This window comes from Achromobacter deleyi (genome assembly GCF_016127315.1).
GTDB classification, from domain to species: Bacteria; Pseudomonadota; Gammaproteobacteria; order Burkholderiales; family Burkholderiaceae_B; genus Achromobacter; species Achromobacter insuavis_A.
In genome coordinates this window covers 36,477-50,142 of the sequence record NZ_CP065997.1, presented here as the reverse complement: position 1 = coordinate 50,142, position 13,666 = coordinate 36,477, and the positions used below count along the sequence as shown (strand labels likewise).

The following is a 13,666-nucleotide window of genomic DNA, read 5'->3' as shown; positions in this document are numbered from 1 at the left end:
AGGGGCGTTTTGCTTTGGCGCCCGCGTTGTCGTCGATTGCCGTTTTCGTGGCGAATTGTCATCAAACCGCGGCATCCGCGCGTTACCGCGTCCGATTTCCCCCGCCTGGCTGAAGGCGATCAGGTTTCGCGTCCAGAATCGCAACCTTCCATAAACAGGAATGGTTGTCATTCACATTCTGGAGAGCTTGATCGTGAAACGAGAAGATTCGTACGCGCTGAATTCATTGGCCGGGTCGCTGGCCGCCGCGGTGGCGGTGCCCGCATTGTTCGTCAGCCCCTATGCGATGGCGCAGTCGGGCGCCAGCCGCGTGCCCGAGTTGGCGCCGGTGCAGGTGGAAGGCGAGGCCTCGCCCTATCAACCGGACAGCGTTCAATCGTCCAAGATGACCGCGCCGCTGCTGGACACGCCGCGCTCGGTGCAGGTGGTGCCCAAGCAGGTCATCTCCGACCAGTCGGCGACCTCGCTGCAGGATGTGTTGCAGAACTCGCCGGGCATCACCTTTGCGGCGGGCGAGGGCGGCCGCGCGGGCGGCGACCTGCCCGTCATCCGCGGCCAGAACGCCGCCAGCAGCCTGTTCCTGGACGGCGTGCGCGACGTCAGCATGCAGGCGCGCGACACCTTCAACCTGGAGCAGGTCGAGATCATCAAGGGCCCCGATTCGGTCTATGCCGGCCGTGGCGGCGCGGGTGGCAGCATCAACCTGGTCAGCAAGGCGCCCAAGGCCAAGGATGCCATCGAGGCCACGGGCCAGATCGGCACCGACAGCAACTATCGCGGCACCCTGGACAGCAACTGGCGGCTGGGCGAGAAGTCGGCCTTCCGCCTGAATGTCATGGGCACCAAGGGCGACGTGCCGGGGCGCGACAAGGCGGTGGACTTCTCGCGTTGGGGCGTGGCGCCGTCGCTGACGCTGGGCATGGGCACGCCGACCCGCATCACGCTGAGCTACTACCACTACCAGAACGACAGCATGCCGGACTACTCCATCCCCTACGACCCGACAGTGGGTCTGCCGGTCACGGAGACTCTCGGCATCAGCCGCAAGAACTTCTACGGTCTGGCTGGGCGCGATCACATGGACACGAGTGATAACGTGGGCACCGTTGATTTCCAGCATGATTTCTCCGACAAGCTCAAGCTGCGCAGCGTGGTGCGGTATGGCCACGAAATTGCCGATTACATCGCCACTCAGCCCCAGCTCGAGCGCGCGGACCTGCTCGCGGGGGTCGTGAGACGGCCGGGCTACGGCAGGTACTACACCACCAAGACATTCGCCAACCAGACCGACCTGAGCGGCGAATTTCTGACAGGCGAGGTCAGGCACGGGTTCGACCTGGGTTTCGAATACAGCAGCGCCCGGCAAACCATGTCCTACACCAACACCCAGGTGCTGGCTTCGGATGGCATCACCAAATGCCCGGCCGGTCTGGAGCAGACCTCGCTGTTCGATCCCGATCCGAACGTGGCTTACCCCTGCCGCACCGCCCCCGATTGGTCGGCGCCCTACGCCACCGACACTCTGGCGCTGTACGGCTTTGACACCCTCAAGTTCAGCGAGCAATGGCAGGCCAGCGTCGGCCTGCGCTGGGACGACTACCGCACCAGAGGCCACGACAAGAAACAGAAAAGCTACAGCCGCACCGACAATCTGCTGAACTATCAACTGGGCCTGGCCTACAAGCCGGTGCCTCAAGGCACGATCTACGCTTCCTTTGGCACCTCGTCCACGCCGTCGGCGGTATCGGGCGCCACGGCGTCCGACATCCTGAGAAAGAGCCAGGACGAAGCGGCCGGGCCGGAGAAGAGCCGCACGGTCGAGGCGGGCGTCAAGTGGCAGGTCCTCGATGAACGCCTGACGCTGACGGGCGCGGTGTTCCAGGACACGCGCAAGAACACCAATATCGAGGTGCTGCCGAACGAATACGAGCAGGCGGGCCAGACCCGCGTGCGCGGATTCGAGCTGGGCTTCTCGGGCGCCGTCACGCCCGCCTGGAACGTCTATGGCGGCTATACCTTCCTGGACAGCAAGCTGATCCGCGGCGGCCGCAAGGACATCGGGGCCGAGGGCCAGGACCTGCCGAACACGCCGCGCAACGCATTTAGCCTGTGGTCCACCTACAAGGTGCTGCCCGAGTTGACGCTGGGCGGCGGCGCCTACTATGTCGACAAGGTCTTCGGCAACGCGGATGCAGGCGTCGATGCCAGCGGCGCGCCGAAGGCGCGCTGGGTGCCGTCGTATTGGCGCTTCGATGCGATGGCCAAGTACAAGTTCAGCTCGAACCTGTCGCTGCAGCTGAACGTGCTGAACGTCTTCGACACGACCTACTACACCCGCGCCCGACCGAAGAACCACGCCGCGCTCGGCACGGGCAGGGCGGCGCTGCTGTCGGTGAAAGTGCGCTACTGATCCCGTCGTCTCTGGCGATGACCGCCGCTACCCGCGGCGGCATCGCGCGATCCTGCGCGCAGGCGCAGCGGACCTAAAACGGGTGTTGTCGCGTAATTCCCTCAAAGCCAATTCCCTGCGTGTTAGTTGGTCCTGTATGCCGGGTTCGCGCCGAACTTTGTCGGTATTCCGCTTCAGAATTAATGCTGCTTCCAGGTAACGCAATCCCGTGTGGAAGCGGTCGATTTTGGAAACCGGAGATTTGTGGTGCACACATAAGCTAGTCCGTTTGTGGGGCGTCTGGGCCGTGGTGCCCGTACTTATCATCAACCCCTGCGCAATCACGCAATGAAACGTTGACGCCATCCCGCAGCGTTCATCGCCGCAAAGGAAATAAGACGCTCAGCCCGCGCAAGGCACCGGTCGCGGCAATGATCGTGCTGCCGTTCAAAGCGCTTTGTTCTTTGTGTTCAGTTACCCGGATGCGGTAGCCGTCCTTTTTTTAAATAGTTAACCCGGTGGTATTTTCTATGCACAATCTGCATGCGCGGGTGGGCTTCGCTCGCCTCAAAAAACACAAGACACGTCCATGTCGCGCGATGTTCACGCTGGCGCCGATGATGCTCTTGCTCGCCAGCGCGGGCGCCGCGGCGCAAAGCATGCCGCCCGGCGCGGGCGCGCTCGGCAACCAGATCCGTCAGCAGGAAACAACGCAGCCGCCAGCGCCGGCTGCGCCGGCGCTGGTGCTGCCGCCGGAACAGGCCCGTGGTCGTGTCGCGCCGAACTCGAGTGCCACGGTGATCGTCAAGCGAGTGGTCTTCACCGGCTTGCCGGTCCTCAAGGGCGTTGACGAAGCCGCGCTGCAGCGCGTCGTGGCGGCCGATCTCGACCACCCGCAGACTTTCGCGGGCCTGTCGGCCATGACGCAGAAAGTGACGGACCTCTATCGGCAGCACGGCCTGTTGCTGGCGCGCGCGGTGTTGCCCGCGCAGACCGTCAAGGACGGCGAGCTGACCATTCAGGTGATTCCCGGCCATTACGATCGCGCGCAAGTGAAGAACACCTCTTCGCTGCGTTCCTCCATCGTGGAGCAACTGATCCGCGCCACCACCCCGGAAGGCGAACTGGTGACGCGCGCGACGCTCGACCGCGAAGCGCTGCTGCTCAACGAAATCCCGGGGGTGACTGCGCAGGTTTCCATGGCCTCCGGCACCAAGCCCGGCACCACCACGCCGGAAATCACCGTGACTCCGGGCAAGCGGTATGGGGGCTACGTCGGTCTGGACAATCAAGGTGACCGCACCACCGGCCGCGGCCGGGTGATGATGGGCGGCTACGCCAACAACCTGCTCGGCCTGGGCGACCAGTTGCGCGTGGATGTGCTGGACGCGTATGAAAAAAGCAATCTGTTCAATGGCGCCATCGACTACAGCCTGCTGCCCGGCGGCGGTCGCGGCACGCGGCTTGGCCTGAACTACAGCCATCTGAACTACCGCTACAACCTGAGCGGCCTGGCGTTCAAGGGGCATTCGGACAGCGTCGGCCTGTACGTGACGCAGCCCTGGATACGCACGGCCCGCGCGCGCGTCGATGTGCGGCTGGATGCCGGGCAGCAATTCCTGAAGGACGAGTACCCCGATCTGTTCGCCGGGTTGACGCCTTCCGGCGTCACTCTCGGCCGCAAGCAGGTCAGCCTGGGCGCGCTGTCCGTGACCGGCTCCGTGCTGGACCTGCCCGGCGGCCTGACAGCGTTCGGCGTCACCGGCACCCTGGGCAATGTGAGCCTGCGCAGCGACATGTCGCGCGAACTCGGGGCCGCGGCCAACTCCGGCGGCCAGTTCTCCCGCTTCAATTTCCAGGTGAGCCACGATCAACAGATGTGGGGGCCGTTCTCCCTCTACGTCGGCCTGAATGGCCAGGTGGCGAACCACAACCTGGATGCATCGCAGAAATTCCTGATGGGCGGCCCGTCCGCCGTGCGCGCGTACGACATCGGTGACGGCACCGTGGACCAGGGGGCCGTGGCCACGGCAGAACTGCGCCTGCGCCAGGGCATCACCGCGCCGGCCTGGGCGGGCAATGCGCCGCAGGTCACGGTGGCGGCTTTCTATGACCAGGGCTGGGGCGAGCAGTACCGCAACAACACGTCCAGCCAGGGCAGCCGTCTGGCCGGCGACAACCACCTGAACCTGGCGGGGGCGGGGATGTACCTGACGCTGTCGTCGCCGGGCGACTACGCGCTGACCATGACCTGGGCGCATCGCACGGGCGTGGCGGAACCGAACGCCGTGCACAACGACCATGACCGCTTCTGGCTGTCGGCGGTGAAGACCTTCTGACTCCCCGGCACTGACCCATTTCGTCCATGCGGATACCTGAGCACGACGCCAGGCGCATGGCGCCCATCCGGGCTGCCGTGCTTGCGTGTCCGCATCTCCAAAGAGCATGAATCATGAACAAGATCTATCGACTGAAATTTGACCGGCGCCGCAACCAGTTGGTCGCGGTGAGCGAGCTGACCACCGGGGCCGGCAAGCAGAAAAGCACCGGCCGCTCGGCTTCGCGCGCGGGCTCCGGCGGCGCGAGCGTGCTGTCGCTGCGTCCGCTGTTGGCCGCACTCACCCTGGTCACACTGCCCGGACTGGCGCTGGCCAACCCGGACCTGCCGGTCGGTGGCCAGATCGTTGCCGGCCAGGGCGGCATCAGCACGTCCGGCAACCAGATGACCATCCAGCAGCAGACGCAGAAGCTGGTCACCCAATGGCAGAGTTTCGACGTTGGCGCGCAAAACACCGTGCGCTTCGTCCAGCCTGACAGCAACGCGGTGGCGTTGAACCGGGTGATGGGGGCCAGCGGCTCGCAGATCCTGGGAAGCCTGCAGGCCAACGGCAAGGTGATTATCCTGAACCCGAACGGCGTCCTGTTCGGCAAGGACGCACAGGTGAACGTGGCGGGCCTGCTGGCCTCCACCAAGAATCTCAGCACCGCCGACTTCATGGCGGGCCGCTACGACCTGAGCGGCGGCAGCGCCGACGCCCAGGTCGTCAACCAGGGCAACCTGGTGGCCGCGCCGGGCGGCTACATCGTGCTGGCCGGCGGCCAGGTCAAGAACAGCGGCACCATCACCACGCCGGCGGGCAAGACCGTGCTGGCGGCGGCGGACAAGGTCTCCCTGCAGCTGGACAACGCCGGGCTGGTATCGGTGTCGGTCAGTGGTAGCGTCGTGAACGCGCTGGTGGAAAACACCGGCCTGATCGCAGCCACCAATGGCTCGGTGTACCTGACCGCGCGTGGCCGCGACATGTTGCTGAACACGGTGGTGAACAACAGCGGCACGGTCGAGGCGACAGGACTGGAAAGCCGCGGCGGCGAGATCGTGCTGGACGGCGGCGACAGTGGCGTGGTGAGCCAGTCGGGCCGCTTGCTGGCCGACAGCGCGGCGGGGCAGGGCGGCAAGGTCACGCTGGAAGGCCGCAACATCCACCTCGCGGCAGCCGGCAAGACCTCCGCCACCGGCAAGACCGGGGGCGGCCAGGTGTATGTCGGCGGGGGCTGGCAAGGCAAGGACGGCAAGATCCGCAACGCCTCGAAGGTGGTGATGGACAAGGCCTCCACCATCGATGTTTCCGCGACGCAAAGCGGCAATGGCGGCACCGCCGTGCTGTGGTCGGAGGACTACACCAACTTCCAGGGCGCGATCGCGGCGCGTGGTGGCGCCGGCTCGGGCAACGGCGGGCAGGTGGAGACGTCCTCGCGCGGCAATCTCCAGGCGTTTGGCGATGTGGACGCATCCGCATCCGCCGGCCTGGGGGGCGGCTGGCTGCTGGATCCGCTGGACGTCGAGATCGTCAAGGGCGATGTCGGCACCGATACGGCCGTCATGCAAGACGACACATCGGGCCAGGTATTCAGCCCGGCCGCCTCGGGGGCACAAGTCAGCGCGACGAAAATCACCGAGCAATTGAATGCCGGGACCAGCGTGACCGTGGACACGCATGCCAATGGCGATCAATCGGGGACCATCACCTTCAAGGGCGACGCGCAGGTAAAGAAAACTGCAGATGGCGCGGCGACCCTGACGCTGAAGGCGGACAAGGATATCGCGTTCGAGAATCGGCAGGACTGGGTGGATCCCGACTCGGTAGGCGAGTTTGCAATCCAGGCAACAGCAGGTGCGCTCAATCTCAGCCTGTTGACGGGCAATGGTGGGCAGGACGGAAACGTGACCATCGGGCGGTATGTTCGCTTCGCCCTGAATGGCGGTGATTTCCATGTCGGCCCGGCCAATACCGACAGCGGCAAGACGTCCCTGGCGTTCACCAACAATGGCACGATCACCGCCGGCAATATCACCCTGGACACCTTGGGCGGTATCAGTGGAAATTACTATGGCCTGACCGCCGCTGGCGACCTGACGGTGAAAGGGCCCATGGCGCTCACTGCGGGATTCGGCATCGTTTCGGAGATCAAGGCTGGGGGGGCGGTGAACATCACGGCCGATTCGGGGAATATCCGATTTTCCGCCGTTGACGTCGACTCCACCAGCGGTGGTGGAACCATCGTCATCAATGGCAAGAAAGGGGTCGTCATCCAGGCCAACAAGGGCCAGTTGGTGATGAACGTGAAAGAGGGAACGCCGGAGAATCCAAACGTCATTCGAGTCGAGAGCGCTAGTGGCGTGACGCTTGCAGGGCTGAGTAAAGGCGCCTTGGGCAATGGCGACGGACTCCAGCTCACCAAGGCGAGTGTTTCCTCGGATAGCGACGTTATGACGCTGAAAGGCGATGGGGTGACGTTGTCCGGCAACACGCTTTCTGCCGCGAAGCTTGAAGTGACCGGTCTCGTTGCGACGGGGGAGGGGGCGCTGGCGGGCAACACGCTCCAGGGAAGCCTGGGCGAATCGAGCAACGTCGTGTTGGCGTCGGGCACGCAGCCGGAACCGGCGAAGGACCCGGCACCCAGCAATGACTCGGTCACCGAGGCAGGTAAGGACAACGTCGATGCCAGCAATACGCCGCCCGCGGAGGCGCAAACGGGTACTGGCGGCACGGTCGAGAAACCGGGCGTTGTAGACGGCTCGGGTACTGACGAAACCGGCAAGGGTTCGGTCACCGAGGGTGGCAAGGACAACGTCGATGTCAGCAATACGCCGCCCGCGGAGGCGCAAACGGGTACTGGCGGCACGGTCGAGAAGCCGGGCGTTGTAGATGGCTCGGGTACTGACGAAACCGGCAAGGGTTCGGTCACCGAGGGTGGCAAGGACAACGTCGATGCCAGCAATACGCCGCCCGCGGAAACGCAAACGGATACTGGCGAAACGGTCGAGAAACCGGGCGTTGTAGATGGCTCGGGTACTGACGAAACCGGCAAGGGTTCGGTCACCGAGGGTGGCAAGGACAACGTCGATGTCAGCAATACGCCGCCCGCGGAGGCGCAAACGGATACTGGCGAAACGGTCGAGAAACCGGGCGTTGTAGATGGCTCGGGTACTGACGAAACCGGCAAGGGTTCGGTCACCGAGGGTGGCAAGGACAACGTCGATGCCAGCAATACGCCGCCCGCGGAGGCGCAAACGGGTACCGGCGGCACGGTCGAGAAGCCGGGCGTTGTAGATGGCTCGGGTACTGACGAAACCGGCAAGGGCCCGGTCACCGAGGGAGACAAGGGCATTGGCGAAGCCGACAAGAATCCGGGCGTTGACGGTGGCACGGTTCCCGGCGACACCGACCAGGACTCAGGCTCCGAAGGTGACAAGGGCACGGGCGAAGCTGACAAGGCCCCCGAGGCCGGCGGCGACTCGGGTGCCGTCGACACGGACAAGGACCCCGGCACCGACAGCGACAAGGGCGCTGGCGAAGCCGACAAGAATCCGGGCGTTGACGGTGGCACGGTTCCCGGCGACACCGACCAGGACTCAGGCTCCGAGGGTGACAAGGGCACGGGCGAAGCTGACAAGGTCCCCGAGACCGGCGGCGACTCGGGTGCCGTCGACACGGACAAGGACCCCGGCGCCGACAGCGACAAGGGGACTGGCGAAGCCGACAAGAATCCGGGCGTTGACGGTGGCACGGTTCCCGGCGACACCGACCAGGACTCAGGCTCCGAGGGTGACAAGGGCACGGGCGAAGCTGACAAGGCCCCCGAGGCCGGCGGCGACTCGGGTGCCGTCGACACGGACAAGGACCCCGGCACCGACAGCGACAAGGGCGCTGGCGAAGCCGACAAGAATCCGGGCGTTGACGGTGGCACGGTTCCCGGCGACACCGACCAGGACTCAGGCTCCGAGGGTGACAAGGGCACGGGCGAAGCTGACAAGGTCCCCGAGACCGGCGGCGACTCGGGTGCCGTCGACACGGACAAGGACCCCGGCGCCGACAGCGACAAGGGGACTGGCGAAGCCGGTAAGAACCCGGACGCCGGCGCCGACTCGGGTGCCGTCGACGGGGAGCCTGGTGTGGACCCGGCCCCGGACGAGGGCGACGGCAAGAATCCCGAGGTTCCAGCCGTCGGTGAATTGCCCGGCCCCTTCCCGCAGTTGACGGCCGCGGAGGTGCAGGAGGTCAGAAGCGCGCTCGTGGTCACGAAGGGGCAGAGCAGCGCGAATGCGCAGACGTCGGCCCAGGCCCAGGCGCCGCAGAGTGGCTTCCATGTCAATGGCGAACCGGCGGCACCCGCCAGCCACTATCAAGTGGCCACTCAGGAGGTGAATGTCAGCGTGTGCGCCGGCGAAGAGTGCGGGTCGTTGAAGCTGGACGCCTCGAGGCCTTCCGAATAGCGTCAACCGACGGACTGACTACGGTCCGCCAACCCGCCATGCGCCGGGTCGGCGGGCGCTTTCAAAAGCCACCTCGACGGTGGCTTTTTTTTGGGGCGAGTGCGGCGCGATCAGCTCTCGAACCAGTTCAGCACGCCGTCCAGGCCCGACACGTTCAGCGCGTAGCGGGTCTGCTGCCGCACCAGCGGCTTGGCGTGGTAGGCCACCGGGAAGCCCGCGGCGCCCAGCATCTTCAGGTCGTTGGCGCCGTCGCCCATGGCGATGATCTGTTCCTTGGTGGCGCCGTGGGTGCGAGCGAACTCGCGCAGGTAGACGGCCTTGGCGTCGGCGTCCAGGATGTCGCCGAGCACGCGGCCCGTCAGCACGCCGTTGTCGATCTCCAGCGTATTGGCGTGGGCGCTGTCCAGCCGCAGGCGCTCGCGCAGGCGGTCGGTGAAGAAGGTGAAGCCACCCGACACCAGCAGCACCTTGATGCCGGCCGCCTGGGCGGTGGTGATGAGGCGCTCGGCGCCCGGGTTCAGGCGCAGCTTCTCTGTGTAGACCTGCTCCAGCGCTTCGGCCGGTACGTCCTTGAGCAGCGCCACGCGGCGGCGCAGGCTTTCGGAGAAGTCCTTGATCTCGCCGCGCATGGCGGCCTCGGTGATCTCCGAGACCTTGTCCTTGACGCCCGCCACGCCGGCGATCTCGTCGATGCACTCGATGTTGATGAGCGTCGAGTCCATGTCCATCGCCAGCACCTTGCATTGCGCCAGCTTCAGGCCGGCCGGCACGAAGGCGGTGTCGATGCCATGGCGCTCGGCCCACGCCACCACGTCGGCGCGGGTGGCGTCGTCGTGCTGCACGTCGAGCAGGCGGGCGGCCGTGGCGCTGATGCGGGCCACGCCTTGCGCTTGCGCCAGGGCGGCGATCTGTTCGGCGTGTTCGACCGTCAGGCCGGGGGATTGGACGACGAGGTGATGGATAGTCATAAAAATGCGAAGGTCGGGGCGGGTTACTTCAAGGCGCGCAGCACGGCGCGCACGGCATCGGCGCGGGCCGGGATCTGCGCGGCCTTGATCTCAACCCGCAATTTATCCTGTCCGGCGAGTTTGATGTGGCGTTGTCGCTGCACCAGCTCGATGATTTTCGCCGGATCGACGCTGGTCTTGGGGCCGAACTGCAGCAGTGCCTGGGTTTCGCTGGCGTCGATCTTGACGATGCCCAGCGGTTGCGCGGCCAGGCGCAGGCGGTGCGTGGTCAGCAGCGTCTGCGCGGCTTCGGGCAGCTTGCCGAAGCGGTCGATCAGCTCTTCCTGGATCTGGATCAGGTCGTCTTCATCGGCGGCGTGGGCCAGGCGCTTGTAGACGCTCAGGCGCGCGTGCACGTCGGCGCAGTAGTCGGACGGCAGCAGCGCGGGCGCATGCAGGTTGACCTCGCAGGCCAGGTTGAAGGGCGCGTCCAGGTCCGGCTCTTCGCCGGCGCGCAGGGCGCGCACCGCTTCGTTCAGCATCTCGTTGTACATCGAGAAGCCCACTTCCTGGATGTTGCCGGACTGCGAGTCGCCCAGCACCTCGCCGGTGCCGCGGATTTCCAGGTCGTGCATGGCCAGGTAGAAGCCCGAGCCCAGTTCCTCCATGGCCTGGATCGCCTCCAGCCGCTTCTTGGCGTTGCTGGTGATGGCGTCTTCGCCCGGCGTCAGCAGGTAGGCGTAGGCCTGGTGGTGCGAACGGCCGACGCGGCCGCGCAGCTGGTGCAGCTGCGCCAGGCCGAAGCGGTCGGCGCGGTGGATCACGATGGTGTTGGCGCTGGGCACGTCGATACCGGTCTCGATGATGGTGGTGCACAGCAGCACGTTGTAGCGCTGCTGGTAGAAGCCCTTCATCACCTGTTCCAGCTCGCGCTCGGGCATCTGGCCGTGGGCCACCGCGATGCGGGCCTCGGGCACCAGCTCTTCGAGGCGGGCGCGGCGGTTGTGGATGGTCTCGACCTCGTTGTGCAGGAAGTAGCACTGGCCGCCGCGCTTGAGCTCGCGCAGCAGCGCCTCGCGCAGCGTGCTGCCGTCCTCGCGCCGCACGAAGGTCTTGATCGCCAGGCGCTTCTGCGGCGCGGTGGCGATGACCGAGAAATCGCGGATGCCTTCCAGCGACATGCCTAGCGTGCGCGGGATCGGCGTGGCCGTCAGGGTCAGCACGTCGACCTCGGCGCGCAGCGCCTTGAGCGCTTCCTTCTGGCGCACGCCGAAGCGGTGTTCCTCGTCGATGATGACCAGCCCCAGGCGCTTGAACTTCACGTCCTTGGACAGGATCTTGTGGGTGCCGATGACGATGTCGACGCGGCCGTCGTTGATGCCCTCGATGGCGGCGGACACTTCCTTGGCCGAGCGGAAGCGCGACAGCTCCACCACCCGCACCGGCCAGTCGGCGAAGCGGTCGGAGAAGGTCTGCGCATGCTGTTCGGCCAGCAGCGTGGTGGGGCAGAGCAGGGCGACCTGCTTGCCGTTGGCCACCGCCAGGAACGCGGCGCGCAGCGCCACCTCGGTCTTGCCGAAGCCGACGTCGCCGCACACCAGGCGGTCCATCGGCCGACCCGAGGTCATGTCGGCCAGCACGGCCTCGATGGCGGCCGCCTGGTCGGCGGTTTCCTCGAAGCCGAAGCCTTCGGCGAAGGCCTGGTAGTCGTTGAGCGGCAGGTTGAAGGCGAAGCCCTCGCGCGCGGCGCGCTGGGCGTACAGCGCCAGCAGCTCGGCGGCGGTGTCGCGCACCTGCCTGGCGGCCTTGCGGCGCGCCTTGTCCCACTGGCCCGAACCGAGCTGGTGCAGCGGCGCGGCTTCCGGATCGGCGCCGCTGTAGCGGGCGATCACGTGCAGCTGCGACACCGGCACATACAGCGTGCTGCCGTTGGCGTATTCGAGATGCAGGAACTCCATCTCGCCTTCGCCCATGTCCATGTTGACCAGGCCGTGATAGCGGCCGATGCCGTGCTGCGCATGGACCACCGGGTCGCCGGCGCGCAGTTCGGACAGGTCGCGCACCATCGCTTCGACGTTGCTGGCGCGTTCCTGGTCGCGCTTGCCGCGCCGGCCGGTGCTGGTCAGCCCCGGATAGAGGTCGTTCTCGGTCAGGAACGCCAGGTTGGCCTGCGGCAGCTCGAAGCCGGTGGCCAGCGGCGCGGCGACGATGCCGAAGTGGGCGTCGGAGGCCAGGAAGGCCTCGATGCTGTCCGGCTGCGCGTCGGGGGTGACGCCGAACTCGTTGAGCATCTGCACCAGCGTCTCGCGGCGGCCGGCCGAGTCGGCGCACAGCAGCACGCGGCCTTGCGGCTTGCCGACATGCGTGCGCAGCTTGGCGATCGGGTCCTCGGCGCGGCGCGCCACGCTGACGTCGGGCGCGGCGCGGAAGTCGGGGTGCGGCTGGCCGGCGGCCAGCGCCAGGCGGCGAAAATCCTTCAGGCGGGCGTACAGCGCCTGTTCGTCCAGGAACAGCGCGGACGGCGGCAGCACCGGGCGCTCGCGGTCGCTCTTGAGGAAGCCGTAGCGGCTGCCGGTGTCCTGGCTGAAGCGCATCATGGCGTCGTCGATGTCGCCGACGGTGACGGTGATGGTGCCCTCGGTCAGGTAGTCGAACAGCGTCGCGGTCTCGTCGAAGAACAGCGGCAGGTAGTATTCGACCCCGGCGAAGGGGATGCCGTTGCCGATGTCCTTGTAGGGCAGGGCGCGCGACGGGTCGCCTTCGAAGATCTCGCGGAAGCGCGCGCGGAAGCGGTTGCGCGAGTCCTCGTCCATGGGGAATTCGCGGCCCGGCAGTAACTGCACCTCGCGCACCGGATACAGGCTGCGCTGGGTGTCGACATCGAAGCTGCGGATGGTCTCGATCTCGTCGTCGAACAGGTCCAGCCGGTAGGGCAGCGCCGATCCCATCGGGAACAGATCGATCAGGCCGCCGCGCAGACAGAACTCGCCGGGCGCGGTGACCTGGGTGACGTGGTTGTAGTTGGCCAGCGTCAGCTGCGCGCGCAGCGCCGCCTCGTTGAGCTTGTCCTTCTGCTTGAATGAGAAGGTATAGGCCGCCAGGAAGGAGGGCGGCGCCAGCCGGTACAGCGCCGTGGTGACCGGCACCGTCAGCACGTCCACCGTCTTCATCATCAGCGAATGCAGGGTGTGCAGGCGCTCGGAGATCAGGTCCTGGTGCGGCGAGAAGGCGTCGTACGGCAGCGTTTCCCAGTCGGGCAGCTGGCGCACGCGCAGGCCGGGCGCGAACAGCGCGATTTCCTCGGCCAGGCGCTGGGCTTCCAGCGTCTCGGCGGTCAGCACCACCAGGGGGGCCGCGGCCTGCCGGGCCAGGTCGGCCAGCAGCCAGGCGTCGCCGGAGCCCGGCGGGCGAGGCTGCGCATAGCGCGCGCCGGCTTTGAGCGCGGCAAGAGTGGGGGCGGTCGCGGGGACGGGCGGCGCTGCCGTGGAGGAGGAGGTGAGGGCGGGCATCAGGCTGGGAGCAGGCATCAAGCGGAAGATTATAAAATCACCGAAC

General features: G+C 66.4%; 5 protein-coding genes. 3 read left to right on the top strand and 2 right to left on the bottom strand.

The features are described 5' to 3' along the window. Nucleotides 1-160 precede the first annotated feature (160 nt). The 3 genes from I6I07_RS00190 (at nucleotide 161) to I6I07_RS00180 (ending at nucleotide 9,164) form a co-directional block, all read left to right on the top strand. The gene (locus I6I07_RS00190) at nucleotides 161-2,410 is read left to right on the top strand and encodes a TonB-dependent receptor (RefSeq protein ID WP_198485241.1); all 2,250 of its coding nucleotides are present in this window, start codon (nucleotides 161-163) and stop codon (nucleotides 2,408-2,410) included. Nucleotides 2,411-3,006: 596 nt separating this feature from the next. After that, entirely contained in the window at nucleotides 3,007-4,728 is a 1,722-nt protein-coding gene (locus I6I07_RS00185; protein ID WP_232625840.1) for a ShlB/FhaC/HecB family hemolysin secretion/activation protein, read from the top strand. A gap of 113 nt (nucleotides 4,729-4,841) precedes the next feature. Further along, nucleotides 4,842-9,164, top strand: a complete 4,323-nt coding sequence (locus tag I6I07_RS00180) for a filamentous hemagglutinin N-terminal domain-containing protein (RefSeq protein WP_198487388.1) — start codon at nucleotides 4,842-4,844, stop codon at nucleotides 9,162-9,164. Between the two features lie 110 nt (nucleotides 9,165-9,274). Here the strand turns inward: I6I07_RS00180 and serB are convergent, their stop codons facing one another. Next, the gene (serB, locus tag I6I07_RS00175; protein ID WP_198485237.1) at nucleotides 9,275-10,132 is read right to left on the bottom strand and encodes a phosphoserine phosphatase SerB; all 858 of its coding nucleotides are present in this window, start codon (nucleotides 10,130-10,132) and stop codon (nucleotides 9,275-9,277) included. Between the two features lie 23 nt (nucleotides 10,133-10,155). Then, on the bottom strand, nucleotides 10,156-13,638 hold the full coding sequence (gene mfd / locus I6I07_RS00170; protein WP_420094535.1) for a transcription-repair coupling factor: 3,483 nt from the start codon (nucleotides 13,636-13,638) through the stop codon (nucleotides 10,156-10,158). Nucleotides 13,639-13,666: the final 28 nt, after the last annotated feature.

What these genes read in the sequence shown, in the direction of transcription:
- mfd (WP_420094535.1), bottom strand. Translation starts at nt 13,638, where the DNA reads ATGCCTGCTCCCAGCCTGATGCCCGCCCTCACCTCCTCCTCCACGGCA.
- I6I07_RS00180 (WP_198487388.1), top strand. Translation starts at nt 4,842, where the DNA reads ATGAACAAGATCTATCGACTGAAATTTGACCGGCGCCGCAACCAGTTG.
- I6I07_RS00185 (WP_232625840.1), top strand. Translation starts at nt 3,007, where the DNA reads ATGATGCTCTTGCTCGCCAGCGCGGGCGCCGCGGCGCAAAGCATGCCG.
- I6I07_RS00190 (WP_198485241.1), top strand. Translation starts at nt 161, where the DNA reads ATGGTTGTCATTCACATTCTGGAGAGCTTGATCGTGAAACGAGAAGAT.
- serB (WP_198485237.1), bottom strand. Translation starts at nt 10,132, where the DNA reads ATGACTATCCATCACCTCGTCGTCCAATCCCCCGGCCTGACGGTCGAA.